This is a genomic window from Enterobacter sp. WI-ESBL-E8 (assembly GCF_053364895.1).
This window is the reverse complement of the sequence record NZ_JBRWXJ010000001.1, coordinates 363,515-388,715: the sequence shown is the minus strand read 5'-3', so window position 1 is coordinate 388,715 and position 25,201 is coordinate 363,515. Positions and strand designations below refer to the sequence as shown.

25 protein-coding genes are annotated in these 25,201 nt (G+C 56.8%); 5 read left to right on the top strand and 20 right to left on the bottom strand.

The window, feature by feature from the left end; all coding sequences use genetic code 11:
* Positions 1–25: 25 nt before the first annotated feature.
* Positions 26–1,009 (top strand): quinone oxidoreductase, encoded by a 984-nt coding sequence (locus ACWHWP_RS01850; RefSeq protein WP_059312943.1) that lies wholly within the window; start codon positions 26–28, stop codon positions 1,007–1,009.
* A gap of 184 nt (positions 1,010–1,193) precedes the next feature.
* Here ACWHWP_RS01850 and pspG read toward each other — a convergent pair whose 3' ends face one another.
* The 4 genes from pspG to ACWHWP_RS01830 all read right to left on the bottom strand — a co-directional run bounded on the left by pspG (position 1,194) and on the right by ACWHWP_RS01830 (position 4,622).
* Positions 1,194–1,436 carry an envelope stress response protein PspG gene (pspG, locus tag ACWHWP_RS01845; protein ID WP_023310044.1) on the bottom strand — a complete coding sequence of 81 codons (243 nt, stop codon included), beginning with the start codon at positions 1,434–1,436 and terminating at the stop codon, positions 1,194–1,196.
* Between the two features lie 136 nt (positions 1,437–1,572).
* The gene (gene dusA / locus ACWHWP_RS01840) at positions 1,573–2,568 is read right to left on the bottom strand and encodes a tRNA dihydrouridine(20/20a) synthase DusA (RefSeq protein ID WP_447854954.1); all 996 of its coding nucleotides are present in this window, start codon (positions 2,566–2,568) and stop codon (positions 1,573–1,575) included.
* A gap of 82 nt (positions 2,569–2,650) precedes the next feature.
* Positions 2,651–3,961 (bottom strand): conjugal transfer protein TraF, encoded by a 1,311-nt coding sequence (gene traF, locus ACWHWP_RS01835; RefSeq protein ID WP_047345600.1) that lies wholly within the window; start codon positions 3,959–3,961, stop codon positions 2,651–2,653.
* Between the two features lie 172 nt (positions 3,962–4,133).
* A complete protein-coding gene (locus ACWHWP_RS01830; protein WP_059312944.1) occupies positions 4,134–4,622 on the bottom strand; it encodes a cupin domain-containing protein in 489 nt (162 codons plus the stop codon).
* A 115-nt stretch (positions 4,623–4,737) separates the two neighbouring features.
* On the opposite strand from ACWHWP_RS01830, the gene zur reads away from it, so the two are divergent.
* Positions 4,738–5,250, top strand: coding sequence for a zinc uptake transcriptional repressor Zur (gene zur / locus ACWHWP_RS01825; protein ID WP_047345602.1), 513 nt, complete (start codon positions 4,738–4,740; stop codon positions 5,248–5,250).
* Between the two features lie 47 nt (positions 5,251–5,297).
* Here the strand turns inward: zur and ACWHWP_RS01820 are convergent, their stop codons facing one another.
* The 4 genes from ACWHWP_RS01820 to ACWHWP_RS01805 all read right to left on the bottom strand — a co-directional run bounded on the left by ACWHWP_RS01820 (position 5,298) and on the right by ACWHWP_RS01805 (position 8,114).
* Positions 5,298–5,507: a CsbD family protein gene (locus ACWHWP_RS01820; RefSeq protein ID WP_014882139.1), complete on the bottom strand. Its 210-nt coding sequence runs from the start codon at positions 5,505–5,507 to the stop codon at positions 5,298–5,300.
* Between the two features lie 120 nt (positions 5,508–5,627).
* On the bottom strand, positions 5,628–6,965 hold the full coding sequence (gene dinF, locus ACWHWP_RS01815; RefSeq protein WP_059312945.1) for an MATE family efflux transporter DinF: 1,338 nt from the start codon (positions 6,963–6,965) through the stop codon (positions 5,628–5,630).
* 63 nt (positions 6,966–7,028) lie between these two features.
* Complete coding sequence (gene lexA, locus ACWHWP_RS01810) at positions 7,029–7,637, bottom strand: transcriptional repressor LexA (protein ID WP_024906710.1); 609 nt, start codon at positions 7,635–7,637, stop codon at positions 7,029–7,031.
* Positions 7,638–7,745: 108 nt separating this feature from the next.
* Entirely contained in the window at positions 7,746–8,114 is a 369-nt protein-coding gene (locus tag ACWHWP_RS01805; RefSeq protein WP_447854953.1) for a diacylglycerol kinase, read from the bottom strand.
* Between the two features lie 154 nt (positions 8,115–8,268).
* Here ACWHWP_RS01805 and plsB point away from each other — a divergent pair, with 154 nt between their 5' ends.
* A complete protein-coding gene (gene plsB / locus ACWHWP_RS01800) occupies positions 8,269–10,689 on the top strand; it encodes a glycerol-3-phosphate 1-O-acyltransferase PlsB (protein ID WP_047345604.1) in 2,421 nt (806 codons plus the stop codon).
* Between the two features lie 118 nt (positions 10,690–10,807).
* Here the strand turns inward: plsB and gntU are convergent, their stop codons facing one another.
* The 5 genes from gntU to ACWHWP_RS01775 all read right to left on the bottom strand — a co-directional run bounded on the left by gntU (position 10,808) and on the right by ACWHWP_RS01775 (position 15,759).
* Positions 10,808–12,148 carry a gluconate transporter gene (gene gntU, locus ACWHWP_RS01795; RefSeq protein WP_447854952.1) on the bottom strand — a complete coding sequence of 447 codons (1,341 nt, stop codon included), beginning with the start codon at positions 12,146–12,148 and terminating at the stop codon, positions 10,808–10,810.
* A gap of 3 nt (positions 12,149–12,151) precedes the next feature.
* The gene (gene gntK / locus ACWHWP_RS01790; protein ID WP_008503362.1) at positions 12,152–12,679 is read right to left on the bottom strand and encodes a gluconokinase; all 528 of its coding nucleotides are present in this window, start codon (positions 12,677–12,679) and stop codon (positions 12,152–12,154) included.
* 126 nt (positions 12,680–12,805) lie between these two features.
* Positions 12,806–13,801 (bottom strand): gluconate operon transcriptional repressor GntR, encoded by a 996-nt coding sequence (gntR, locus tag ACWHWP_RS01785; RefSeq protein WP_021242747.1) that lies wholly within the window; start codon positions 13,799–13,801, stop codon positions 12,806–12,808.
* A 101-nt stretch (positions 13,802–13,902) separates the two neighbouring features.
* Positions 13,903–14,598, bottom strand: coding sequence for a pirin family protein (locus ACWHWP_RS01780; RefSeq protein ID WP_000639796.1), 696 nt, complete (start codon positions 14,596–14,598; stop codon positions 13,903–13,905).
* Between the two features lie 123 nt (positions 14,599–14,721).
* Positions 14,722–15,759: an oxidoreductase gene (locus tag ACWHWP_RS01775; RefSeq protein WP_059312947.1), complete on the bottom strand. Its 1,038-nt coding sequence runs from the start codon at positions 15,757–15,759 to the stop codon at positions 14,722–14,724.
* Positions 15,760–16,014: 255 nt separating this feature from the next.
* Between ACWHWP_RS01775 and yhhY the strand changes: the two genes are divergently transcribed.
* Positions 16,015–16,503, top strand: a complete 489-nt coding sequence (gene yhhY, locus ACWHWP_RS01770) for an N-acetyltransferase (RefSeq protein ID WP_047345606.1) — start codon at positions 16,015–16,017, stop codon at positions 16,501–16,503.
* A 527-nt stretch (positions 16,504–17,030) separates the two neighbouring features.
* Here yhhY and ggt read toward each other — a convergent pair.
* The gene (ggt, locus tag ACWHWP_RS01765) at positions 17,031–18,776 is read right to left on the bottom strand and encodes a gamma-glutamyltransferase (protein ID WP_447854951.1); all 1,746 of its coding nucleotides are present in this window, start codon (positions 18,774–18,776) and stop codon (positions 17,031–17,033) included.
* Between the two features lie 123 nt (positions 18,777–18,899).
* On the opposite strand from ggt, the gene ACWHWP_RS01760 reads away from it, so the two are divergent.
* On the top strand, positions 18,900–19,277 hold the full coding sequence (locus ACWHWP_RS01760; RefSeq protein WP_059312948.1) for a DUF2756 family protein: 378 nt from the start codon (positions 18,900–18,902) through the stop codon (positions 19,275–19,277).
* Here the strand turns inward: ACWHWP_RS01760 and ugpQ are convergent.
* From ugpQ to livF, 6 genes are all read right to left on the bottom strand, one after another.
* Complete coding sequence (ugpQ, locus tag ACWHWP_RS01755) at positions 19,261–20,007, bottom strand: glycerophosphodiester phosphodiesterase (RefSeq protein WP_447854950.1); 747 nt, start codon at positions 20,005–20,007, stop codon at positions 19,261–19,263. The two genes, ACWHWP_RS01760 and ugpQ, sit on opposite strands and share 17 nt — an antisense overlap.
* Positions 20,004–21,074 carry a sn-glycerol-3-phosphate import ATP-binding protein UgpC gene (locus ACWHWP_RS01750; RefSeq protein WP_447854949.1) on the bottom strand — a complete coding sequence of 357 codons (1,071 nt, stop codon included), beginning with the start codon at positions 21,072–21,074 and terminating at the stop codon, positions 20,004–20,006. Before ACWHWP_RS01750 ends, ugpQ begins: the two co-directional genes overlap by 4 nt.
* A gap of 1 nt (position 21,075) precedes the next feature.
* Positions 21,076–21,921, bottom strand: a complete 846-nt coding sequence (gene ugpE / locus ACWHWP_RS01745) for a sn-glycerol-3-phosphate ABC transporter permease UgpE (protein ID WP_013099125.1) — start codon at positions 21,919–21,921, stop codon at positions 21,076–21,078.
* Positions 21,918–22,805, bottom strand: coding sequence for a sn-glycerol-3-phosphate ABC transporter permease UgpA (ugpA, locus tag ACWHWP_RS01740; RefSeq protein WP_063430757.1), 888 nt, complete (start codon positions 22,803–22,805; stop codon positions 21,918–21,920). The genes ugpE and ugpA overlap by 4 nt, the downstream gene beginning before the upstream one ends.
* Before the next feature lie 102 nt (positions 22,806–22,907).
* Positions 22,908–24,224, bottom strand: coding sequence for a sn-glycerol-3-phosphate ABC transporter substrate-binding protein UgpB (ugpB, locus tag ACWHWP_RS01735; protein WP_301512242.1), 1,317 nt, complete (start codon positions 24,222–24,224; stop codon positions 22,908–22,910).
* Positions 24,225–24,486: 262 nt separating this feature from the next.
* The gene (gene livF / locus ACWHWP_RS01730; protein ID WP_047345613.1) at positions 24,487–25,200 is read right to left on the bottom strand and encodes a high-affinity branched-chain amino acid ABC transporter ATP-binding protein LivF; all 714 of its coding nucleotides are present in this window, start codon (positions 25,198–25,200) and stop codon (positions 24,487–24,489) included.
* Position 25,201: the final 1 nt, after the last annotated feature.

Below are 25,201 nucleotides of genomic sequence, written 5' to 3'. Positions count from 1 at the left end.
ACCATATTTTTCTTACGGAGGGAGCATGGCAACGCGCATTGAATTCCAGAAACACGGTGGGCCAGACGTACTGAAAGCGGTGGAGTTCACCCCTGCCGCGCCTGGCGAAAATGAAGTTCAGGTTGAAAACAAAGCCATCGGTATAAACTACATCGACACCTATATTCGCGGCGGCCTCTACCCGCCTCCGTCAATGCCGAGCGGGCTGGGTACCGAGGCGGCCGGTATCGTCATCAACGTGGGCAGCGCGGTTAAGCATATTAAAGAAGGCGATCGCGTGGTGTATGCGCAATCTGCGCTGGGCGCTTACAGCTCCGTCCACAACGTCCCGGCGGATAAGGCCGCCCTGCTGCCCAACGCCATCTCCTTTGAGCAGGCGGCGGCCTCGTTCCTGAAGGGTTTGACCGTTTACTACCTGCTGCGCAAAACCTATGAAATTAAACCCGACGAGCAGTTCCTGTTTCACGCCGCGGCGGGTGGCGTCGGGCTTATCGCCTGTCAGTGGGCAAAAGCGCTGGGCGCGAAGCTGATCGGTACCGTGGGCAATGCGCAAAAAGCGCAGCGCGCGCTGCAGGCGGGCGCCTGGCAGGTGATTAACTACCGTGAAGAGAGCATTGTTGAACGGCTGAAAGAGATCACTAACGGCAAAAAAGTCCGCGTCGTGTATGACTCGGTAGGGAAAGACACCTGGGAAGCGTCGCTAGACTGTCTGCAGCGTCGAGGGCTGATGGTAAGTTTCGGGAATGCCTCAGGCGCCGTGACCGGCGTCAATCTCGGGATCCTGAACCAGAAAGGCTCGCTGTACGTGACGCGCCCTTCCCTGCAGGGTTATATCACCAGCCGGGAAGAACTTGAGGAAGCCAGCAACGAGCTGTTCTCGCTGATCGCCAGCGGGGTCATAAAAGTGGATGTGGCAGACGCGCAGAAATACGCGCTAACCGATGCGCAGCGCGCGCATGAGGTACTGGAGAGCCGGGCAACGCAGGGGTCGAGCCTGTTGATTCCCTGATCCCCAAAAAGAAATTGGGCTTCCCGTGGGAAGCCCTTTCTTTTTTTAGTTCGGCTGTATGTAGGGTACAGCTCGATGAATTCTTTAACGACAGCCATAGTGACAGATTCGATAAGCAAATCCTATTCTGTTCTAAGCCCCGCCGCCGGAAAAGTTACAAGTATGTGACGAACCCCTCAATACCTTAGTAACGAAAGCGGTTATTGCGCTGATAACTGGGCACTTTTGGCGCTTTAATCGCCCGAATCACCCACACCACCGCAATGGCCAGCAGTAACCACGGCAGCAGTTTGATCGTCAGGGCAAATAATCCGCCAATAAACATAACCACCGTCGCCACAACGATAGCCGCCAGAATGCCGAGCAGCGAAACGCCCGTCGCTAGCAGCATGACAAAAAAGCCAATCACAAAAAGTAGTTCCAGCATGGTGCTCTCCCACGAGTTCCCGAATAATGCAGTAAGCATTACAAAATTCATGCCAAAGCTAACATGCTGTTCTTAAAGCAAAACGCCCCGCGAGAATTCGCAGGGCGTGGTGAATTTGACGACTTTTTAGCGTAACTTATCGTTTATCCGCGACCAGATGCAGCGCGTGCTCCAGCACCTCAATATCGGCCCCGGCCTTGTGTGCGTTTTCGCTGAGATAGCGACGCCACTGGCGCGCCCCGGGGATCCCCTGGAACAGGCCGAGCATATGGCGTGTGATATGGCCGAGATACGTACCGTTACTCAACTCGCGTTCGATGTACGGGTACATCGCTCTCACCACCGCAACCGGATCGCTGTCTGCCCCTTCAACGCCAAAGATTTCGCGATCGACCGTCGCCAGAATGCCCGGGTTTTGGTACGCCTCGCGCCCGACCATGACGCCATCCATATGCGCCAGATGCGCGTTGGCCTCTTCCAGCGATTTGATGCCGCCGTTAATCGACATCGTCAGATGCGGGAAATCACGCTTCAGCTGGTACACGCGAGGGTAATCCAGCGGCGGAATTTCACGGTTCTCTTTCGGGCTCAGGCCAGAAAGCCAGGCTTTACGCGCGTGGATGATAAACATCTCGCATTCACCCTTGCCGGAAACCGTATTGATAAAATCGCACAGGAATTCGTAGCTGTCCTGGTCGTCAATGCCGATGCGGGTTTTAACCGTCACCGGAATGGAGACCACGTCGCGCATCGCCTTGATACAGTCCGCCACCAGCTGCGCGTTCCCCATCAGGCAAGCACCGAACATGCCGTTTTGCACGCGGTCGGACGGACAACCCACATTAAGGTTGATCTCGTCGTAGCCGCGCGCTTCTGCCAGCTTCGCACACTGCGCCAGCGCGGCCGGATCGCTGCCGCCCAGCTGCAGGGCAACCGGATGCTCTTCTTCGCTATAGGCCAGGTAGTCGCCCTTCCCGTGGATGATTGCGCCCGTGGTCACCATTTCGGTGTACAGCAGCGTGTGGCGGGAGAGCTGACGCAGGAAGTAGCGGCAGTGTCTGTCCGTCCAGTCGAGCATCGGCGCAATGGAAAAACGGTGTGCGGGAAAAGCAGTCTGTAATTCTGACGACATGGCGAAGTTTTAAGCATCTGGTGGAAAAGGGGCGCTACTATAGCACAAAGAAAAGCCGGAGGCGCAGCGCCTCCGGTGGACTTTAGAACGTCATGCTCAGTTGAGCCCCTGCGCCCCAGGTTTCGTCTTCGCCGTACAGCCCCATCAGGTCAACGTGAACGGTGCTAAACGGCGCGAAACCGACACCGCCGGTAAAGACATTGCTGTCGTTACCCTTCACGTCCGCGCGATAACCCGCACGCACGGCCAGCCAGCTCAGCGGCGTAACCTCGGCACCGACGCCAACGTACTGTGAGTTATCTTCGCTCTTGAAGCCTTTGGTTTCCGTCAGATCGCCATCGGCAGTCAGCGTCACCAGATCGTTGTGCCAGGCGGCCCCGGCGGTCACCAGCGGACGGATCTGGTAGGTATCTTTATAGCTCACCACTTCCCCGGTACGCCCGTTGCGGATACGGATATCTTTGGTGTCGATATCACGCGACATCAGGTTTTGTCCGCTCACGCCAACCGTCCAGTTTTCGCCGAAATCAGCCGCAATACCGGCATCAACGTTAAAGCCCGTATCGTCTGTACGGTAGCGGCTATCGTTCCACTTATTACTGTCGTAATCGTAGATTGAGGTGGTGTAGTTATAGACCCAGGTTTTTTGCAGTTTTGGCGTCACGCCCACGGATACCGGGACACCGCCGAGATCGAACTGGCGCGCAACGGCAACGCCGTAGTCGGACACAATTGCCGCCCGGCCAGAAGCCGTAGAGTTGAGGTTTTTGGTGATTTGATCCGTGCCGTTCAGGGCAGCATCCAGCGCGACACCGGCCGCTACCGCATCGCTTTTTTGAATACCGCGCAGATAATCAATGTCCTGTTGATCGATAGACGAGCTTACCCGACCATGGGCGTAGCCTTTCGCCATAAAGGCCACGGAGAGCACGTCGTTAGGGATACTCACTGCAATGCCAGCCCCTGCCGTCGCGCGTGCGGTTTTGCCCTTGAGATAGTCCAGCTCGTCGGCAAGATCTTTTGCCGCGCCCTGGAACTGGTTAATAGAACCCAGCGGATTGGTGATAATTTCAATCGGCGTAAGATTATCCACCACGTCTTTATAGTGGTTAATTTTGTCGTTGATATTATCAATCTCATCCTGAAGATTGTCTTTATCTGTGATCTGCGCGCCGACCGAAGGCAAGATAACCGTCACATCATCGTCCGGTTTTGCCTTTGCCAGCAGCGCGGGGTTGATTAACGCCCCACTGCCATAGCTGCCAGAGGCAACGCCAGTGCCACCCATTGCGTCGCTACGTGATTCTGTCCAGGTATTGGCTGCTCCCGCCTGATTTGCCATAAACAAGGAGACAGCGATACTCACCACCGAAAATTTAAAATTTTTTTTCACAGGATGCCCGTTATAGTCTGTTATGAAATAACCCCTGTCTGTTATCACCCAAACAGGAACGAACTATTGCTGTGAATAAGTAGTAAAAGACCCGCTATTTCTTTCCCTAAGTAAAATTCCCTTACGGCCTGTTATATTTTGTGACGGCCCTCAATATTTATAGAAGAGGAAATTATTTTTTCCCAGGTTTTCCATCGTGCGGTCCAAAAAACTGTGGAGGATGGTCGACCCAGCGATCTTCACGCGTGGCGGCATACACGGGGTTGAGCGGGTAGTAGATGCGGTTGTGCTTCTTGTTGGCCTCGCCAACGACCAGTAGCCGAACCTCTTCATCCGTGTTGTTGATAAAGGTATGGCAGATACCGGTTCCGGCGGGGAACCCCACGCTGTCGCCCGGTTCAAGCTTCCACAAATAGCCATTAATCCAGGCCTCCGGGTAGCCTTCGAGCACGTAGATAAACTCTTCTTCGTCGCTTTCCGCATGGGGATAAGACGTCCTGCGTCCCGGCGGCAACCGTTCATGATGAATGCCAATGCGCCCGAGCCCGAGCCTGCGAGCCAGCGGTGCACCGATAGAAAACAGCTCATCACTCCCTGGATAGGTCGAATCATCCGCACCTTCAACGTCGCGCCAGTGCCGAATACAGTCAGGTCTTTTCATTGTTTATTTCCCGGTTTGCGATGGGTCAGGTATAGCACAGACTGGCGGATCTCGGTGTTTTTACCAGAACATGATAAAGTGAGGGTTTTCCGTCCTATAACATCCGGGGTGCTACATGGATAAGTCCACAAAAGAGCTGTTAGCGCAGGCCGAAAAGCTGTGCGCGCAACGCAATGTGCGCCTGACTCCGCAGCGCCTTGAAGTATTACGTCTGATGAGCCTGCAGCAGGGTGCAATCAGCGCCTACGATCTGCTCGACCTGCTCCGCGAAAGCGAGCCGCAGGCGAAACCGCCGACGGTCTACCGCGCGCTGGATTTCCTGCTGGAACAAGGATTCGTGCATAAAGTAGAGTCCACAAACAGCTATGTGCTGTGCCATCTGTTCGATCAGCCAACGCATACATCGGCGATGTTTATCTGTGATCGCTGTGGGGTTGTGAAAGAAGAAGGCGCGGAAGGCGTGGAAGACATTATGCATTCGCTGGCCGCTAAAATGGGCTTTGCCCTGCGTCATAACGTGATTGAAGCGCACGGGCTGTGTTCAGCGTGCGTTGAAGTGGAAGCCTGTCGTCATCAGGACGCGTGCCAGCATGACCACTCTATACTCGTGAAGAAAAAGCCGCGTTAGCGACAAAAGAAAAGGCGGCTTAGAGCCGCCTCGTGGGTTATTCAGCGTTACCAGCGGTAGTCGTTACGGGTTTCCCAGTCTTTGACTTCGTTTTCCGCCTGATCTTTCGCGTAGCCGTAACGTTCCTGAATTTTACCGACAAGCTGATCGCGTTTACCTTCAATGACGGTCATATCGTCATCAGTCAGCTTACCCCACTGTTCTTTCGCTTTACCTTTGAACTGCTTCCAGTTGCCGCCGATTTCGTCTTTATTCATCATCGTGTCCTCTTAGTTAAGCGTCGGGTCGTAACGTCCGTTACGTTCTTTTCTGCTGGACGTGATAATTATTGTAGTTAAGGATTCGGCTGTTGGTTTCATATTCGGAATCTTTAACCGTCACGATATATCGTGACGCGAGGGGAACCAGGTATTGTCCCGCCAGTGGCGCCGCCAGATAAAAGCCAGCGATAACCCCCGCAGCGAGAGGAAGACGGCAAGGGCCAGCCATAAACCGTGGTTGCCAAGCCACGGTAGCGTCAACAGCGTCAGGCCAAATCCGGCCGCCGCGACAGCCATGCTGTTACGCATTTCGGCTCCGCGCGTCGCACCGATAAACATGCCGTCCAGGAGATAACACCAGACGCCGACCACCGGTAAAATCACCTGCCAGATAAGGTAATGGCCCGCCAGCTCGCGCAGTGAAGAAAGAGAGGTGAGTAACGCCACAATCTGCTCGCCAAAACAGGCATAAACCAGACCAAACGCCAGCGCGACCAGTCCCGACTGACGGCAGGCTGCCCGCCAGACATCCTGTAGCTGCCCGCTTTCGCGCGCGCCATACGCCTGCCCAGAATGCGCTTCAACCGCATAGGCAAAGCCGTCCAGCGCGTAGGCGGTAAAGGTCAGAAGCGTCATCAATACCGCGTTGACCGCGACGATTTCGGGCCCCAGCCGGGCCCCGAAAACCGTCAGCGCGCCGAAACAGAGCTGAAGAAGCAGCGAGCGCAGCATGATGTCACGGTTGAGCGCCAGCAGCTTACGGATATTCCCGCGCCAGGCGGTTTTAAGCAGCGCAAGGGAGATCCCGCGCATCGCCAGAACGCGCCAGACCATCCACAAACCAATAATAAAGGTTCCGTATTCTGCAATCGCGGTCGCCAGTGCCGCACCCTGCACGTTCATATGCAGACCCATCACCAGCCAGATATCCAGCACGATGTTGAGAAGGTTACCCACTACCAGCAAAATCACCGGTGCACGGGCGTACTGTACGCCCAGGAGCCAGCCCAGCAGAACCAGGTTAGCCAGCGAGGCGGGCGCGCTGAGCCAGCGGATTTCAAGAAAACGTCGCGCCTGCTCCAGTACCGCTTCGCTGCCGCCAACGATATGAAGCGCAAGGTCAATCAGGGGAGCGCGCAGTAAAACGATTAACGCCCCCGCGCCAAGCGCAAGTATCAGCGGCTGCACCAGCGCGCGAGCCAGACGCAGCGGATCTTTTGCGCCATAAGCCTGTGCGGTCAGTCCGGTGGTGCTCATGCGCAAAAAGAGCAGCAGCATAAACAGGAAGCTGGTTGCCGTCGCGCCAATCGCCACGCCGCCAAGATAAACAGGCGAATCAAGATGACCAATAACGGCAGTATCGACCAGACCCAGCAAGGGCACGGTGATATTGGAGAAAATCATTGGCAGAGCAAGACGCCACAATGCCTTATCGGATGCCGTCAGCAGTGACATGAAAAATACCGGGAGCAGAAAATGAATCAGGCTACAGCGGAGCCGTAGCCTGTCAGGAAGAGATTAAAGCCATTCACCGTTGCGAATAACCCCAACCGCCAGTCCTTCGATAGAGAAGTTATGTTCACGGAGATCCACCACAATCGGGGAGAACTCGTTGTTTTCAGGCAACAGCTGGACGGTGTTACCCTGCTTTTTAAGGCGCTTGACGGTGACTTCGTCATCGATGCGTGCGACCACGACCTGGCCGTTGCGCACATCCTGCGTTTTGTGAACCGCAAGCAGATCGCCGTCAAGAATACCGATGTCTTTCATCGACATACCGCTTACACGCAGCAGGAAATCAGCGCTCGGTTTGAACATGGCTGGATCGACCTGATAGTGGCCTTCAATATGCTGCTGTGCCAGTAAAGGCTCACCCGCAGCAACGCGCCCCACCAGCGGAATGCCCGTCTCTTCTTCCACCAGCAGGCGGATACCACGTGACGCGCCCGAAACAATCTCAATCACGCCCTTACGTGCCAGCGCTTTCAGGTGTTCTTCGGCAGCATTCGGAGAACGGAAGCCCAGACGCTGCGCGATTTCCGCACGCGTGGGTGGCATACCCGTCTGGCCGATATGATCCCGGATGAGATCAAACACCTCTTGCTGCCTGGTCGTTAACGCTTTCATTCCGCCCCCTGGGTGTATATACAGTTATGCTGTGAGTATATACAGTCAAAGGCGATTTTGGAACCAAAAACTGCACAAAAAACCAGGGACTTAATTATTCCTCGAGGCTCATCGGAAATGTGACCAAAGCAGCGTGACCCAGGTGATAACGGCAGTGATAATCGCCAGCAGCACGGCAGCAGAGCCCATGTCTTTTGCCCGGCCAGAGAGTTCGTGGAAATCAGAGCCGATACGGTCAACAACAGCCTCAATAGCGCTATTAAGAATTTCCACTATCATCACCAGAAGCACGGAGCCGATCAGAAGAACACGTGTTATTGCATCAACATCAAGGAAACAGGCGATAATCACCGTGATGATAGCGGCGACGCCCTCCTGGCGAAAAGCGGCTTCATTGATCCATGCGGCGCGGAAACCTTTCCAGGAATAGCCGGCGGCTTTGATGATTCGGGTTAACCCAGTGGTATTATTGGCCATTAAAAGAACCTTTTATTGGAAATAGCGTCAGTAACTATAGCTGTAGCGCGTTTCGCTACAGCCTGAAGTATGACGGGTAACAACAGAAATTTTGCGCGCTTTCTGTTATCCTTGCGGCGCAATTGCATTATTAACCAGAGGCTTTACATCGTTTATGTCCGGCTGGCCACGAATTTACTACAAATTACTTAATTTACCATTAAGCATCCTGGTAAAAAGCAAGTCTATCCCAGCAGAACCCGCGCTGGAATTGGGGCTCGATACGTCGCGTCCTATTATGTACGTTTTGCCTTATAACTCGAAGGCAGACTTACTGACGCTTCGCGCCCAGTGTCTGGCGCATGACCTACCTGATCCGCTTGAACCACTGGAAGTTGACGGCACCCTACTACCGCGCTACGTGTTCATTCACGGCGGACCTCGCGTGTTTACCTATTACACGCCAAAAGAAGAGTCCATCAAGCTGTTCCACGACTATCTCGACCTGCACCGCAGCAATCCTGATCTGGATGTGCAGATGGTGCCGGTATCGGTGATGTTTGGTCGCCGTCCAGGCCGTGAAAAAGGTGAAGAGAATCCACCGCTGCGCATGCTTAACGGCATCCAGAAGTTCTTCGCGGTCTCCTGGCTGGGACGCGACAGCTTTGTGCGCTTCTCGCCTTCCGTTTCGCTGCGCCGCATGGCGGACGAGCACGGCACCGACAAGATCATCGCGCAAAAACTGGCGCGCGTGGCGCGTATGCACTTCGCCCGTCAGCGCCTGGCGGCCGTAGGGCCTCGCCTCCCGGCGCGTCAGGACCTGTTCAACAAGCTGCTGGCCTCCAAAGCGATTGCCCGCGCCGTTGAAGACGAAGCGCGCAGCAAGAAAATTTCGCATGAGAAAGCTCAGCAGAACGCCATTGCGCTAATGGAAGAGATTGCAGCGAACTTCTCTTACGAGATGATCCGCCTTTCCGATCGTATTCTCGGCTTTACCTGGAACCGCCTCTACCAGGGCATCAACGTTCATAATGCCGAGCGCGTACGCCAGCTGGCGCACGATGGCCATGAAATTGTCTATGTTCCCTGCCACCGCAGCCACATGGACTACCTGCTTCTTTCCTATGTCCTCTATCACCAGGGGCTGGTACCGCCGCACATCGCTGCCGGTATCAACCTGAATTTCTGGCCAGCAGGTCCGATTTTCCGCCGCCTGGGCGCCTTCTTTATCCGGCGTACCTTCAAGGGCAACAAGCTCTACTCCACCGTGTTCCGCGAGTATCTGGGCGAGCTGTTCAGCCGCGGCTATTCCGTGGAGTACTTCGTGGAGGGCGGTCGTTCCCGTACCGGACGTCTGCTCGATCCTAAGACCGGCACGCTGTCGATGACCATTCAGGCCATGCTGCGCGGAGGAACCCGTCCCATCACGCTGGTGCCAATCTACATTGGCTATGAGCACGTGATGGAGGTGGGCACTTACGCCAAAGAGCTGCGCGGCGCGACCAAAGAGAAAGAGAGCCTGCCGCAGATGCTGCGCGGCCTGAGCAAGTTACGCAACCTGGGCCAGGGCTACGTGAACTTTGGCGAGCCGATGCCGCTGATGACGTATCTGAACCATCACGTTCCGGAGTGGCGCGAGTCCATCGATCCTATCGAAGCGATCCGTCCGGCCTGGCTGACGCCAACGGTGAACGGCATTGCGTCCGAGCTGATGGTGCGCATTAACAACGCCGGGGCGGCTAACGCCATGAACCTGTGCTGTACGGCGCTTCTGGCTTCGCGCCAGCGCTCGCTGACCCGTGAACAGCTGACGGAACAGCTGGATTGCTATCTGGATATGATGCGCAACGTGCCGTATTCGGTTGATTCAACCGTGCCTTCTGCGACCGCCAGTGAGCTTATCGATCACGCGCTGCAGATGAACAAGTTTGAAGTTGAAAAAGACACGATCGGCGACATCATCATTCTGCCGCGCGAGCAGGCAGTGCTGATGACGTACTACCGCAACAACATCACCCATATGCTGATGCTGCCGTCGCTCATGGCGGCCATCATCACCCAGCATCGCCGCATCTCGCGTCAGGAGCTGTTGCGTCACGTTGATACGCTCTACCCGATGCTGAAAGCGGAGCTGTTCCTGCGCTGGAGCAAAGATGAGCTGGCGGGCGAGCTGGACAAACTGACGGAAGAACTGCGTCGTCAGGGGCTGATCACCGTCACGAATGACGAGCTGCATATCAATCCGTCACGCTCCCGCACCCTGCAGCTGCTGGCGGCCGGTGCGCGCGAAACGCTGCAGCGCTACGCCATTACCTTCTGGCTGCTGAGCGCGAACCCGTCTATCAACCGCGGTACGCTGGAAAAAGAGAGCCGGACGCTGGCACAGCGCTTGTCTGTTCTGCACGGCATTAACGCGCCTGAATTCTTCGACAAAGCGGTCTTCAGTTCCCTGGTGCTGACGCTGCGTGACGAAGGCTTTATCAGCGATACGGGCGATGCCGAGCCGGAAGAGACGCTGAAGGTATACCAGATGCTGGCAGAGTTGATCACCTCTGACGTGCGTTTGACGATTGAGAGCGCCACGCAGGGCGAGTGATATGAAAAAGCCGGGCGGTGGTCTCACCTTTCCCGGCCTGGTGTTCTGCATAATAAAAAGGCCCGGTAAGCTCTAGCGCTACCGGGCCTTATTTTTAAGCCGTTTTAAATCACCGCATTTAGCTCAGCATCGTAAAGGCAATCATCCCGACAATCGCACCCGTCGTGCCGAGGATGGTTTCCATCAGCGTCCAGGTTTTCAGGGTCTGTGCTTCGGTGGCGCCGGTGAACTTACCGAACAGCCAGAAGCCTGCGTCGTTAACGTGGGAGACCACAATCGAACCGCCTGCGATACAGATAGACAGCGCGGCCATCTGCGCACCGGAGTAGTTCAGCTGTTCAATTACCGGCATCACCAGACCGACGGCGGTTAAACACGCCACGGTCGCAGAGCCCTGGATGATACGCACCGCCGCGGCCAGCACAAAGCAGGTTACCGCAATCGGCAGGCCCATTCCGGTCAGCGCTTCACCCAGAGCCGGGCCTACGCCAGAATCCACCAGCACCTGCTTGAACACGCCGCCTGCACCGATCACCAGCAGGATAATACCCGCAGGCTGCAGCGCGGCACCGCAGATCTCCATCACCCGGTCTTTCGGCATCCCCTGACGCATCGCCAGGCCGTAAATCGCCACCAGACAGGCCACCAGGATCGCCGTGAACGGGTGGCCGATGAACTCAAACCACTCGTAGGCGGAAGACCCTACCGGCACAAAGCGCGCGGCGATGGTTTTCAGCCCCACGAGAACCAGCGGCAGCAGGATCAGCGACAGGCTAAAGCCGAAGGACGGCATTTTGCCTTCGCCCAGGTGCGGCTCGGTGATGTCGTCAGGAATGTGCAGCTCAACGTAACGGCTGATGAAGTTGCCCCACAGCGGGCCGGCAATAATCATCCCCGGAATTGCCGCGCACAGGCCAATCAGAATCATCCAGCCAAAGTCAGCGTGCATCTGGGAGGCCAGCAGCATCGGCGCGGGTCCGGGCAGCAGAAACGCTGCGGCCGCCGCCACGCCCGCAAACAGCGGAATAACCAGCTTCACGAGGTTAGTGCCGGTATGGCGAGCCATGGAGAACGCCACGCTAATCAGCAGCACCACGGCGACTTCGAAGAACAGCGGCAGCGCGCAAATCAGCCCCGCCAGGCCTATCGCGTATTGCGCGCGGCTGTGGCCAAAGGATTTCAGCATTTTGACGGCAATCTGGTCGACCGCGCCCGTCTCGTGCAAAATCTTGCCAAACATCGCGCCAAGCGCGACCACAATAGCCAGGAAGCCCAGCGTGCCGCCCATCCCTTTTTCCATCGTCGCGGCGATCTTGTCGAGCGGCATACCGGAAAAGAGACCAGCACCAATAGAAACCACCATCAAAGCAACAAAGGCGTGCATACGCGCCTTCATCACCAAAAACAGCAGCAGCAATACGGAACCCACTGCTGTCAAAACTAGCGTTAATGTACTCAAAACTTACTGCCTTTTATTAATGACCTCGATGGTGCTGGCAACAACACCTTCCAGTGACTGATCGATATCAACCACTAAGACGTCTTTCTCGTCTTCACCCGGCTCCTGCAGCGCTTCGAACTGCGTCACCAGCATCTGAGTTTTGAAGAAGTGACCTTTACGCGCCTTCAGGCGACTTTCAATCACCTCGAAGTCTCCTTTCAGGTAGATGAAAGAGAGGTTCGGGTTGCCGTCACGCAGCAGGTCGCGATAGGTTTTTTTCAGCGCGGAGCAGACGATCAGAGAAACTTTATTGGTGCGCTGCATGGCGAACGCGGCGTCATTCAGCGCCTGCAACCACGGTTTGCGGTCGTCGTCGTTCAGCGGCTCGCCGGAGGCCATCTTCATGATATTGCTGCGCGGATGGAGGAAGTCACCATCCAGAAATGCAGCCTGGAGTTGATGCGCCACTTCGCTGGCCACGGCTGATTTCCCGCTACCGGAAACGCCCATCAGGACGTAGACGTGGTGATCATGATTAGTCGTGCTCAAAGGGTGTCCCTCAGTCAATTGTTACGGGTAACAGTTATCGGTAACATTGTCCTGCCGGGGCAAAAGAGAAGCAATATCCAAACGTGCGCGAAGTGAATAAGTGTGAGCTACTTCAAATTTGTCAGTTCAAATAGATCCACCCGGTGACAAGGTGAAACCTAAATCTAACATTTTTGGAGTAACCGTCTCGCCACGAATGCGCGCCAGCAGGCGTTCTGCGCCAATGCGGCCCATACGTTCACGCGGGGTCAGGACGCTCGCCAGACGCGGCTCCATCACCTGGCCGATGTCGTGGCCGTGAAAGCCGGCGATCGCCATATCATCAGGGATCTTCAGCCCCAGACGCTGACACTCAAACGCCGCGCCGACCGCAAGGTCATCGTTGGTACAGAAAATACCGTCCAGTTGCGGATACTCACGTCGCGCCTGACGCATCAGCTCAATACCCGACGTATAGGAAGAGGACTGCTCCACCATCACGCTGTAAGGGGTTAAGTTCGCGTCGAGCATCGCCTGCTCGTATCCCTTCTGTTTGATGATAGTACGTTCATCAAGTCGCGCCCCCAGATAGGCAATATGACGATGCCCGCGAGCGATAATTGCCGCCGTCATCTGACGCGCCGCTTCGAAGTTATCAAAGCCCACGGCGATGTCGAGGCACGGCGACTGGCTGTCCATCAGTTCCACCACCGGAATGCCGGCGACTTCAATCATTTTGAGCGTGCGGGCTGTGTGGGTACGTTCGGTTAAAATCAGGCCGTCAATGTTCCAGGAAAGCATCGATTCCAGACGTTCCTCTTCCAGTTCCGGCTTGTAACCGTAGTGGGCGAGCATGGTCTGGTAACCAAAAGCATCGGTGACGCTTTCAATGCCGCGCAGAACTTCGGCGAACACCTGGTTGGTTAAGGACGGCAGAAGGACGCCCACCGCGCGGCTGGTCGCATTCGAGAGAATATCGGGTGCGCGGTTGGGGATATAACCCAGTTCATCAAGGGCAGCGGCAATCTTGCCACGCAACGCCACGGAAACCTGTTCCGGGTTACGTAAAAAACGGCTGACCGTCATTTTGGTCACACCGACGCGATCGGCGACATCCTGAAGTACGGGGCGTTTCTTTTTCATCGTCCTGAGAAATCTTGAAGTGAGAGATTTTCTCAGTTTATCACGGACAAAGCCCATCCTTCCCCTGTCATAGGGAAGGATGGGCATTTATTTATGATTTATTACACCGGCGGCAGGTCAAACAGCAGAATTTCACTTTCGCTGTCGGCATGCACGGAGAGCGCCTGCTCGTCCCAGATTGCCAGACCATCGGCGGTTGTCGCTTTAGTGCCGTTGATGGACACTTCACCTTTCACCACCTGGATCCAGACGCGGCGGTTAGCGGCAATCTGATGCACAGACTGTTCATCTTTCGCCAGCGCCCAGCGGTACAACTCCATATCCTGATGCACTTTCAGGGAACCTTCACGCGCGTCCGGGGACAGTACCAGCTGTTTGCCCTGTTTCGCGTCAAAGCGGCGCTGCTCGTAGCGCGGCGTGATGCCGGTTTCTTCTGGAATGATCCAGATTTGATACAGGTGCAGTTTTTCCGTTTTGCTCGGGTTGTACTCGGAGTGACGTACCCCGGTACCCGCGCTCATAATCTGGAACTCGCCCGCCGGAACCTGCTCTTTGTTGCCCATGCTGTCCTGGTGCTCAACCGCGCCTTCCAGCACATAGGTCAGGATTTCCATGTCTTTGTGCGGGTGGGTACCAAAGCCCTGGCCTGCGTCAATCACGTCGTCATTAATCACGCGCAGTGCGGAGAAGCCCATGAAGTTCGGGTCGTAGTAGTCGGCAAACGAGAATGAATGCCATGAGTCCAGCCAGCCATGATTCGCGTGACCACGTTCGTTTGCTTTGCGTAAGTAGATCATTGTTTTCACCCTCAGTTCGTTTCGATGGAGTAAGTGTGGACGCAAACGGTCTGGGATCATAGAGGGTGAAAATTGACTCCTCTGTTCAAAAATTATGAACAAGCGCAGAGGAGCCGTTTTTGCCTATTTTGCGAGGGTTACCGTGGCAGGAGAGGCCTGTTCGAAGGCCCGCTCAAGGATTTCCAGGTTGGTCAGAACGTCAGATTCCTTGACGTAATTCGGCGTGCCGTTGGCGAGGGTCTCAAACAGCGCATCGTACACGCGGCCGTAGTCACCCGCTTCGGGTTTGAGTTCTTCCCTGACCGTCACGCCCTCGTCGTTCACATACTCCAGCACGCCAACGGAATCATCCGCCGCAAATCCCGGCTCACCGGGCATAACGTTGGCCTTCAGGCTGGTCTCCTGCTGGTCAATGCCGTACTTAATAAACGAGCCTCGGGTCCCGTGAACGATAAATTTCGGATAGTCGATTTTCACCAGATGGCTGGTCTTGACGATGGCTTTGAGGTCGCCATAAAACAGCTGCGCTTCAAAGGTATCGTCCGGGTTAGCTTTATTCCGCAGGCTGCGGATGTCATAAGTGACATGGTCCGGGCGGCCAAACAACGAGATGATCTGGTCCATGGTATGGACGCCCAAACCATAGAAGGAGCCATCCTGCGGCAGCCCGGGCTGGGTTTCCGCCACCGGGCGGTAGTAGTCGAAGTGGCTTTCAATTTCCACAATGTCGCCGAGCTTGCCGCTATCAATCGCCTTTTTCGCCGTCAGGAAGCAGCTGTCGAAGCGACGGTTCTGATACGGCGTAACGGTCAGGCCTTTGCTTTTCGCCAGCGCGAACAGTTCCTTCGCTTCGGCGATGGTCGGGGTGAAGGGCTTTTCTACCAGCACGTTTTTGCCCGCTTCCAGCGCGCGCTTCGCGTAGTCGAAGTGGCTGTCGGCGTGGGTACAGACGATGACCAGTTTAACCTGCGGGTCGCCCAGTACCTCGTCGAGATCGCTGGTGAAATGAATATGGGAATACTGCGGGGATTGCTCTTCCGGCTTCGCGCGGCGGCGATAGATATGGGCCACGTGCCAGGTATCTTTACGGTGAAGAACATACGGAAGGTGGTAACGCGTGGTGCTTTTGCCAAATCCAATAAATGCGCAATGTAGTGTCATGGCTCAGTCCTTTTTAAGGTTACTGAGTCTAACCATAACAAAAAAAAAGCCAGCGAGAAGCTGGCTAAAGTAATACTGGAAGCAATGTGAGCAATGTCGTGCTTTCAGGTTCCCGTAGCGGTCTTCCTGAATGCAGAGCAATAATAATCATTCTCATTCGCACTTGTCCAATACTTTTTGCAAAAATTAGCGGTTGACTCAAATTTTAAAGTCATTGATGTTGGAAGGGACGTTTAACTGACTGAGGAATAAGGAATGAGTGAGATAGTGATACGCCACATCGAACCCAGCGATGCAGAAGCTTTGCGTGACATCATGTCGCATCCTGATGTGTATCACGACACGCTACAGCTCCCTCATCCCTCAATGGAAATGTGGCACGAACGCGTTGCGACAAAACCAGGCCGACGCCATCTTGTTGCCTGTCTGGAACAGCGCGTTATCGGGCATATGGCGCTGGACGTGATGGAAAACCCACGTCGCAGCCACGTTGCCACATTCGGCATAAGCGTGGCTGCGGATATGCAGGGGCGCGGCGTAGGCCGCAGGCTCATGAGCGAAATGATTAACCTGTGCGACAACTGGCTGCGCATTGAACGCATAGAACTGACGGTCTTTGCCGATAACCCGGCGGCAGTCGCGCTCTATAAAAATTTTGGCTTTGAAATCGAAGGGACCGGCAGGAAATTTGCCCTGCGCAACGGCGAGTATGTGGACGCGTATTATATGGCGCGGATGAAGTAGTTTATTGCCCTCACCCTAACCCTCTCCCACAGGGGTGAGGAATCCCCAGTAATTTTTTTACCGAAAGCGATGAATGTTGCTTCAGAAAAAATTAATGGCTTACAGCGATGCCCTGGTCCGGCTGTAAATCGCCGAGGCGTTTCCGTAGGGCCGGGGCGAGGCGCAGGGATGCGCCGAGAGGGCGTGGCCTGCAGGGATGCAGGCTCATGCCCGACCCGATAGCCTGAAGGAATAAGCTGAGGGAACCCCGAAGCGGCGATTTACCGCCGGGAGCCCGGGTCGCCAGGGTGGTGGCGATTGAGCCACCCTGGCACGTTCACAGGTATTGTCGTTAAAGAGTAGCAAGGAACATAAAGTGAACGGAACAACCTCCGCAGCCGTATGTTCCCCCTCACCCCAGCCCTCTCCCTCAAGGGAGAGGGGGCCGTCAGTGCAGACATTATTTTATGGGGATCCCTCAGCCCACAGGGAGAGGGAATGAAAAACCCAGGCCGGGTAAGGCGAAGCCGCCACCCGGCAACAACACATCAATACCCCGCCGATAAATCATCCACCGACCGCGGGTCCGACGCGCCAAACAATGCCCCGTCTGGACCCACCATAATGCTCTGGGTGCTGCCCATCGCCTCTTTCACCGCTACCTTCTGCCCGCGCTGCTCCAGCAGTTTAATCGTATCCGGGCTAAAGCCCTTCTCGACGCGCAGCTCGTCCGGCAGCCACTGGTGGTGGAAACGCGGGGCGTTGGTCGCTTCGGCGACGTTCATTCCAAAGTCGATGCTGTTCACTACCATCTGCAGCACGGTAGTGATAATACGGCTACCGCCCGGGCTACCGGTCACCAGCCAGGTTTTACCGTCTTTCACCACGATAGTCGGCGACATGGACGACAGCGGGCGTTTCTTCGGCCCTACCGCATTCGCATCGCCGCCCACCAGCCCGTAGACGTTCGGCACGCCCGGCTTGGCGGAGAAGTCATCCATCTCGTTGTTCAGCAGAATGCCGCTGTTGCCCGCCACAATTCCGGTACCAAACGTGGTATTGAGCGTGTAGGTCACCGCTACCGCGTTACCGTCTTTATCCACCACCGAGAAGTGGGTGGTCTGGTTGCTTTCATATGGCGCCAGCTTGCCTGGGCGGATCTCGCTCGACTGCTTGGCCTTGTTGATATCAATCTGATCGGCAATGGATTTGGCATACGCCTTGTTGGTCAGCGCCTGCCACGGCACCTTCACGAAGTCCGGATCGCCGAGATATTCCGACCGGTCGGCGTAGGCGCGTTTTTCCGCTTCCGCCATCACCTGCATGGCATCCGCACTGCCGAAGCCGAACTTGTGCATATCGAAGTTTTCGAGAATGTTGAGGATCTGCACGATGTGAATGCCCCCGGAAGACGGCGGCGGCATGGAGAACACCTCGTAGCCGCGGTAGGTTCCGCTAATCGGCTCGCGCTCCACCGCCCTGTATTCCGCCAGATCGGCTTTGGTGATGAGCCCGCCGTTCTTTTGCATCTCTTCAGCAATCTGGTCAGCAATCGCCCCTTTGTAGAAGGCGTCCGGACCTTGCTCCGCAATCAGCTCCAGGCTTTTGGCGAGGTTCTTCTGCACCAGCCTGTCGCCCTTCTTCAGCGGCTCGCCGTCTTTCCAGAAGATCGCTTTGCTGTTTTCATGATTCGGAATGACTTCGCTGCCGTAGGTTTTGAGATCGTCCGCCAGCGCATCGTTAACCACAAAGCCGTCGCGCGCCAGCTTGATGGCAGGCTGCACCACTTTATTCAGCGGCAGGGTGCCGTATTTTTCCAGCGCCAGCGAGAAGCCTGCAACGGTGCCCGGCGTGCCGGAGGCGAGGTGCGACGTCAGAGATTTTTTGCTGTCAGGATTACCCTGATCGTCGAGGAACATATCGCGGGACGCCTGAGCAGGCGCCATCTCGCGGAAGTCGATGGCCGTCGTTTTGCCGTCTTTGGTGCGCAGCATCATAAAGCCGCCGCCGCCCAGGTTCCCCGCCTGCGGGTGCGTCACCGCCAGCGCATAGCCGACGGCGACCGCTGCATCCACCGCGTTACCGCCCTGCTTGAGAATATCGACACCCACTTTTGTTGCCAGCGCATCCACCGACGCCACCATGCCATGGGTTGCCCGCACGGGATGAAAAACATCCTCCTCCACGCCGTAAGAAACAGGAGGAGCCGCTGGCGGGTTGGCCGCCACGCTAAATGTGCCGCCGGCCATCAGCGCAGCGATCGCTACCCAGCGCAAAAACGTTGGTTTCATCATTATTGTTCTCCAGGTGAAGGGATCCATATTCCCCGCTTAAGCCTGGTTCACAACTCCTAAAAAATCATCGTCATGGTGAAATCAGGGTAAACTTAAGAGAGACCTCAAAAGGAGGAAATGACAATGAAACGCTTACTGATTCTTACGGCGCTGATCCCGTTTGCCGCGCTCGCACAGCCACTGAACACCATGAATAACCCGAACCAGCAGGGTTATGTTATCCCGAGCCAGCAGCGCATGCAGACCGAGATGATGAGCCAGCAGCAACAGCAGAAAGGGATGCTGAATCAGCAGCTGAAAACGCAGACCCAGATGCAGCAGCAGAGCCTGCAAAATCAGATGAATACCAACACGCAGCGCGTGCAGCAGGGACAGGTACGTGAACAGCCGCTGCCCAATAAAAACGGCGGGATGTTAGGCGGCATGACGTCGTCAGGCAGCGGACAGCAGCATATGCTGCCGCCGCAGTCGAACGGCAGTATGCTTAAGCCGCAGAACTAAAGTTCGGGCCGATGATGTCAATCGCATCGGTACAGATGCTGTCGACGCCCCAGCGCAGCAGCTCGGCCGCGCGCTGGGGCTTGTTGACCGTATAAACCAGAATATGCAGACCCGCCGCTTTCAACATTTTCACCCGCGCCTCATCCAGCAGCCTGTGGTTGAGATGAATAGAGACACACGCTAAGCGGGTCGTCAGCTCGCGCCAGTCTTCGCGCCACTCGTCCAGCAGCAGCCCGCGCGGCAGTTCCGGCACGGCCGCCTGTGCCGCTTCCAGGGCGTCAACTTCAAACGAGGAGAGCAGCGGCGGCGTCATGCCTTCCCACAGCTCACGCGCGGCCAGCGCGATAACCTTGCCCGTCAGCGGCCCGGTGCCGGTGGTCGGTTTGATTTCAATATTGGCCATCATGCCGTGCTGGCGACAGCGATCAGCCACTTCCGCCAGCAGCGGCAGCGGCTCGCCTTTGAATTCACCGCTGTACCAGCTTCCGGCGTCCACTTTCAGCAGATCGCGCCACGGCAGTTCACCCGCCACGCCCCAGCCGTTGCTGGTGCGCTCAAGGTTATCGTCGTGCAGCAGAAAAATTTCGCCGTCTTTCGACAGCTTGGCGTCGAACTCGATCATCGTGTGACCGTAGCGCGCGCCCGCGTCGATGGCCGCCAGGGTGTTCTCCGGCGCCAGCTTACCGCCGCCCCTGTGGGCGACGACGTGGGGATAAGGCCAGTTGCTCATACTCGTTGTCCTGTTTCACCGTCAAAGAAGTGCAGGTGATTTTCCGGCAGGTGCAGCCACAGCGTGCTGCCTGCTTTAGGGCGCTCCTGATGCGGCAGACGCACCACTATTTTTTGCTCACCCCAGCGTCCGTGCGCCAGGTTATCTGCACCCAACATCTCCAGCGTGTCCATCACCAGCGGCACGCCGCCGTCCGCCTGAGAGGTTAAACCAATATGCTCCGGGCGGATACCGAGCGTCATCTTACGCCCGGCGTAGCCACGATAGTACCAGTTGATCGGCAGTGCCATCCCGCTTTCCAGCTCAAAGTGCGTGCCCGCGCTGCTGATGCGCCCCTCCAGCAGGTTCATTGCCGGGCTGCCGATAAAGCTCGCCACAAAGCGGGTCGCCGGTTTTTCATAGACTTCCACCGGGGTGCCAATCTGCTCGGCGATGCCTTTGTTCATCACCATCACGCGCTGGGCGAGGGTCATGGCTTCGACCTGATCGTGGGTGACGTAGAGTGACGTTGTTTTCAGACGACGGTGCAGCTGCTGCAGTTCGAGCCGCATCTGCACGCGCAGCTTGGCGTCGAGGTTAGAGAGCGGCTCGTCGAACAGGAACACCGCCGGATCGCGCACGATGGCGCGCCCCATCGCCACGCGCTGGCGCTGGCCGCCGGAGAGCTCGCGCGGGCGGCGCTTCAGCAGGCCGTCCAGCTCCAGAATGCGTGCCGCCTCTTTCACGCGCTCCTCGATATGGCCTTTTCCCATGCCGCGGATTTTCAGCCCCCAGGCCATGTTCTCTTCCACGCTCATGTGCGGATAAAGCGCGTAGTTCTGGAACACCATCGAGATGCCGCGATCTTTGGGCTCCATCTCGGTAACGCGCTGGCGGTCAATCCAGATATCTCCGGACGTCACGCGCTCCAGCCCCGCCACCATGCGCAGCAGGGTGGATTTGCCGCAGCCGGACGGGCCGACCATGACGATGAATTCCCCGTCCGCCACGTCGAGCGTCAGCGGCTGAATCACCTGGGTTTTACCGTCCCAGCTTTTGGTTACTGCCTGAAGTTTTAAACCTGCCATCTTATTTCTCGCTATCGACCAGGCCGCGGACAAACGCACGCTGCATGGCTAAAACAATGACTACGGGTGGGATAAGGGTGAGCAGCATCGCCGCCATCACCTGGTTCCAGAGGGTAGTGCCTTCGCCGGTGGCGATCATGCCTTTGATGCCCGCGACGGCGGTGCCGAGGTTGACGTCCTGAATAATCAGCAGCGGCCACAGGTACTGGTTCCAGCCGTAGATAAAGGTGATCACAAACAGCGCCGCGAGGTTGGTTTTCGACAGCGGCAGCACAATGTCGCGGAAGAAGCGCATCGGCGAGGCGCCGTCGATGCGGGCGGCTTCAATCAGCTCGTCCGGCAGGGTCATAAAGAACTGGCGGAACAGGAAGGTGGCGGTCGCCGAGGCCATCAGCGGCAGGGTTAAGCCCGCGTAGCTGTCGAGCATCTTCAGGTTGGCGATCACCTCCACCGTCGGGAAGATACGCACCTCCACCGGCAGCATCAGGGTGATGAAAATCATCCAGAAGAACAGGTTACGCAGCGGAAAGCGGAACCAGACGATGGCGAACGCCGAAAGCATCGACACCGTGATTTTGCCGACGGTGATGCCAAACGCCATGATGAAGCTGTTGAGCATCATCAGCCAGAACGGCGCGCTGTTGGCCCCCACGCCCTGGGTCCAGATGGTTTTCATGTTCTCGAACAGATGGGTGCCGGGGATCAGCGTCATCGGCGTGTCGAACACCGCTTTGGTGTCCAGCGTGGCGGCGACAAACGCCACGTACAGCGGGAACAGGATGACGATAATCCCTAAAATCAGCATGGTATGGCTGAAAATCGTCAGCCCGCGACGGTTCTCGATCATTGGTAGCGCACCTTACTTTCGACATAGCGGAACTGCACCACCGTGAGGATGATAACGAGGAACATCAGCACGACCGACTGCGCGGCGGAGGCTGAAAGATCCAGACCGGCGAAGCCTTCGCGGTAGATCTTATAAATCAGCGTGGTGGTGGCCTGTACCGGGCCGCCCGCGGTGGCCGCGTCGATCACCGGGAAGGTGTCGAAGAAGGCGTACACGAGGTTGACCACCAGCAGGAAAAAACTCACCGGGGCGATCAGCGGCAGCGACAGCCTGAAGAAGCGACGAATAGGCCCTGCGCCGTCAATCGCCGCCGCTTCCACCAGCGAGCGCGGGATGGACTGCAGCGCGGCAAAAAAGAACAGGAAGTTGTAGCTGATCTGCTTCCACACAGAGGCGAACACCACCAGGAACATTGCCTGACCGCTGTTCTGGGCATGGTTCCAGTCGTAGCCCAGTTCGGCCAGGAAGTGGGTAATCAACCCGCGCCCCGGGTTAAACAGGAAGATCCACAGCACGGCGGCGACGGCGGGGGCCACGGCGTACGGCAGCAGCATCAGCGTTTGATAAATACGGCTGCCGCGCACCACGTAATCCACCAGCGCGGCAAAGAACAGCGAGGCGACAAGGCCGCTCACGGTGACCAGCGCGCTGAACTTCATCGTCGTCCAGAAGGAGTCCAGGTAGTAGCTGTCATGCCACAGGGCAGCGAAGTTATCCAGGCCAACAAACTGGCTGGAAAGCCCGAACGGATCGACGCTTTGTACCGAGTACCACAGCGCTTCGCCCGCAGGCCAGATAAAGAAGATAACGGTGATGGCCAGCTGCGGCGCGACCAGCAGGTACGGCAGCCAGCGGGAACGGAACACCGGACGGGATGATGACATGGAGATTTGGTTCCTGAACAATGCCGGGTGGCGGCTACGCCTTACCCGGCCTACATGGGGCACATCGTAGGCCCGGTAAGCAAAGCGCCACCGGGCATTTTTTTACGATTTGGTCGACTGCTCAAAGCGGCGCAGCAGCTGATTCCCGCGCTCTACCGCTGAATCCAGCGCCTGCTGTGGCGTTTTCTTCCCGGTCCACACGCTTTCCAGCTCTTCATCAACGATGGTGCGGATCTGCGGCATGTTGCCCAGGCGCAGGCCTTTGGTGAACGGCAACGGCGGCTTGTTCAGCATCTGGCGCGTCGCAATGTCCGCGCCCGGGTTCTTGCTGTAGAAGCCCTGCTCGCGGGTCAGGTCATACGCGGCTTTGGTGATCGGCAGGTAGCCGGTCTTCTGGTGCCATTCGGCCGCGTTTTCCGGCTTCGCAAGGAAGTCGAGGAACTCGGCTACGCCTTTGTAGGTGCCTTTGTCCTTGCCCTGCATCACCCACAGGCTCGCCCCGCCGATAATGGCGTTCTGCGGCGCGCCCTTCACGTCAGCGTCATACGGCATCATGCCCACGCCGTAGTTGAATTTGGCGTAGTGACGGATATCGGCCAGCGAGCCGGACGAGGCGGTGGTAATGGCGCAGTCACCGTTGTAGAACTTCTCGGTAGATTCGTCTTTACGCCCGAAGTAGCTGAAGTCGCCCTTCTTGTTGAGTTCTTCCAGCAGCGCGATGTGCTTCACCTGCTCCGGCTTGTTGAATTCCAGCACCGCATCGGTGCCGTCGAAGCCGTTGTTTTTTGTCGCAACCGGCAGGCCGTGCCAGGCGCTGAAGTTTTCAATCTGGATCCAGCCCTGCCAGCCGCTGGCGTAACCGCACTTCATCCCCGCCGCTTTCAGCTTCGCGGTGTATTCGGCCAGGTCTTGCCAGGTTTTTGGCGGCTGCTCCGGGTCTAAACCGGCTTTTTTGAAGGCATCTTTGTTGTAGTACAGCACCGGCGTAGAGCTGTTAAACGGCTGGGACAGCAGATGCCCGGTTTTGGAATCGGTGTAATAACCCGCCACGGTTGGCACGAACTGGGATTCGTCGAAGTTGATACCCGCGTCTTTGAACACTTCATATACCGGCTTAATGGCTTTGGAGGCCATCATGGTCGCGGTACCCACTTCATAAACCTGTAACAGCGCGGGTGCGTTACCGGTACGGAAGGCGGCGATGCCCGCGCTCAGGCTCTGCTCGTAGTTGCCTTTGTACACCGGCACAATTTTGTAATCCGGATGGGTGTCGTTGAAACGCTGCGCCAGGGAGTCAACTTCTTTACCCAACTCCCCTTCCATGGAATGCCAGAACGGAATGGTCGTCACAGCCATTGCGTTCGTCGCAAAAGCCAGACCCAGTGCCAGACCCAAAGCTGTGTGTCGTAACGATGTCATTGTCATCTCTCTTATTGTGCCGGATGCGCGATATCACGCGTTTTATGCTCGCGAGGTAACATGACATGCTCGAATGACAGAAAAATAACTGTTTGTTTACAGATAAGTGACAGCCAGGCGTCAGGGGGATGATGGTTGTGTGAAGGGGCTGGGTGCATGATTGGGTGCGGTCTGATGCCCTCACCCCGGCCCTCTCCCACAGGGAGAGGGAGAAAAACCTGTAGGCCCGGTAAGCGTAGCGCCACCGGGCGATACAGACGGCTCAGCCGCCCAAATACGCGCTCCGCACCGCCTCGTTCGCCAGCAGCGCGTCGCCGGTATCGGAGAGCACCACGCGGCCGTTCTCCAGCACGTAGCCACGATCGGCGAGCTTCAGGGCCTGGTTGGCGTTCTGCTCGACGAGGAAGATGGTCATCCCCTCTTTACGCAGTTGCTCAATGGTGTCGAAAATCTGCTGGATGATGATCGGCGCCAGACCGAGCGACGGTTCGTCCAGCAGCAGCAGGCGCGGCTGGCTCATCAGCGCGCGGCCAATCGCCAGCATCTGCTGCTCGCCGCCGGACATGGTGCCCGCACGCTGAATGCGGCGCTCCCACAGGCGCGGGAAGAGTTCATACACCCACTTAATGCGGGTCTGGTATTCATCGCGGTGGGCGAAGAACCCGCCCATCGCCAGGTTCTCTTCCACCGTCATGCGGGAAAACACGCGACGTCCTTCCGGAACAATCGCCACCGCCTCGCGCATAATTTTGGCCGTCTGCCAGTCGGTAATGTCTTTGCCATCAAACACAATCCGCCCGCTGCTGGCGCGCGGGTCGCCGCACAGGGTGCCGAGCAGCGTGGTTTTGCCCGCGCCGTTGGCCCCGATCAGGGTGACGATTTCACCCTGATTGATATGCAGGCTGACGTCATGCAGTGCCTGGATCTTGCCGTAGTGCGCATTGACCTTGTCGAACGTTAACATCGCTTTTTCCATC

What these genes read in the sequence shown, in the direction of transcription:
- ACWHWP_RS01775 (WP_059312947.1), bottom strand. Translation starts at nt 15,759, where the DNA reads ATGACACTACATTGCGCATTTATTGGATTTGGCAAAAGCACCACGCGT.
- ACWHWP_RS01820 (WP_014882139.1), bottom strand. Translation starts at nt 5,507, where the DNA reads ATGAATAAAGACGAAATCGGCGGCAACTGGAAGCAGTTCAAAGGTAAA.
- ACWHWP_RS01850 (WP_059312943.1), top strand. Translation starts at nt 26, where the DNA reads ATGGCAACGCGCATTGAATTCCAGAAACACGGTGGGCCAGACGTACTG.
- zur (WP_047345602.1), top strand. Translation starts at nt 4,738, where the DNA reads ATGGATAAGTCCACAAAAGAGCTGTTAGCGCAGGCCGAAAAGCTGTGC.
- pspG (WP_023310044.1), bottom strand. Translation starts at nt 1,436, where the DNA reads ATGCTGGAACTACTTTTTGTGATTGGCTTTTTTGTCATGCTGCTAGCG.
- plsB (WP_047345604.1), top strand. Translation starts at nt 8,269, where the DNA reads ATGTCCGGCTGGCCACGAATTTACTACAAATTACTTAATTTACCATTA.
- dinF (WP_059312945.1), bottom strand. Translation starts at nt 6,965, where the DNA reads ATGTCACTGCTGACGGCATCCGATAAGGCATTGTGGCGTCTTGCTCTG.
- ugpA (WP_063430757.1), bottom strand. Translation starts at nt 22,805, where the DNA reads ATGTCATCATCCCGTCCGGTGTTCCGTTCCCGCTGGCTGCCGTACCTG.
- lexA (WP_024906710.1), bottom strand. Translation starts at nt 7,637, where the DNA reads ATGAAAGCGTTAACGACCAGGCAGCAAGAGGTGTTTGATCTCATCCGG.
- gntR (WP_021242747.1), bottom strand. Translation starts at nt 13,801, where the DNA reads ATGAAAAAGAAACGCCCCGTACTTCAGGATGTCGCCGATCGCGTCGGT.
- dusA (WP_447854954.1), bottom strand. Translation starts at nt 2,568, where the DNA reads ATGTCGTCAGAATTACAGACTGCTTTTCCCGCACACCGTTTTTCCATT.
- ugpB (WP_301512242.1), bottom strand. Translation starts at nt 24,224, where the DNA reads ATGACATCGTTACGACACACAGCTTTGGGTCTGGCACTGGGTCTGGCT.
- ACWHWP_RS01760 (WP_059312948.1), top strand. Translation starts at nt 18,900, where the DNA reads ATGAAACGCTTACTGATTCTTACGGCGCTGATCCCGTTTGCCGCGCTC.
- ACWHWP_RS01750 (WP_447854949.1), bottom strand. Translation starts at nt 21,074, where the DNA reads ATGGCAGGTTTAAAACTTCAGGCAGTAACCAAAAGCTGGGACGGTAAA.
- livF (WP_047345613.1), bottom strand. Translation starts at nt 25,200, where the DNA reads ATGGAAAAAGCGATGTTAACGTTCGACAAGGTCAATGCGCACTACGGC.
- ugpQ (WP_447854950.1), bottom strand. Translation starts at nt 20,007, where the DNA reads ATGAGCAACTGGCCTTATCCCCACGTCGTCGCCCACAGGGGCGGCGGT.
- ugpE (WP_013099125.1), bottom strand. Translation starts at nt 21,921, where the DNA reads ATGATCGAGAACCGTCGCGGGCTGACGATTTTCAGCCATACCATGCTG.
- ACWHWP_RS01830 (WP_059312944.1), bottom strand. Translation starts at nt 4,622, where the DNA reads ATGAAAAGACCTGACTGTATTCGGCACTGGCGCGACGTTGAAGGTGCG.
- ACWHWP_RS01780 (WP_000639796.1), bottom strand. Translation starts at nt 14,598, where the DNA reads ATGATCTACTTACGCAAAGCAAACGAACGTGGTCACGCGAATCATGGC.
- yhhY (WP_047345606.1), top strand. Translation starts at nt 16,015, where the DNA reads ATGAGTGAGATAGTGATACGCCACATCGAACCCAGCGATGCAGAAGCT.
- ggt (WP_447854951.1), bottom strand. Translation starts at nt 18,776, where the DNA reads ATGATGAAACCAACGTTTTTGCGCTGGGTAGCGATCGCTGCGCTGATG.
- ACWHWP_RS01805 (WP_447854953.1), bottom strand. Translation starts at nt 8,114, where the DNA reads ATGGCCAATAATACCACTGGGTTAACCCGAATCATCAAAGCCGCCGGC.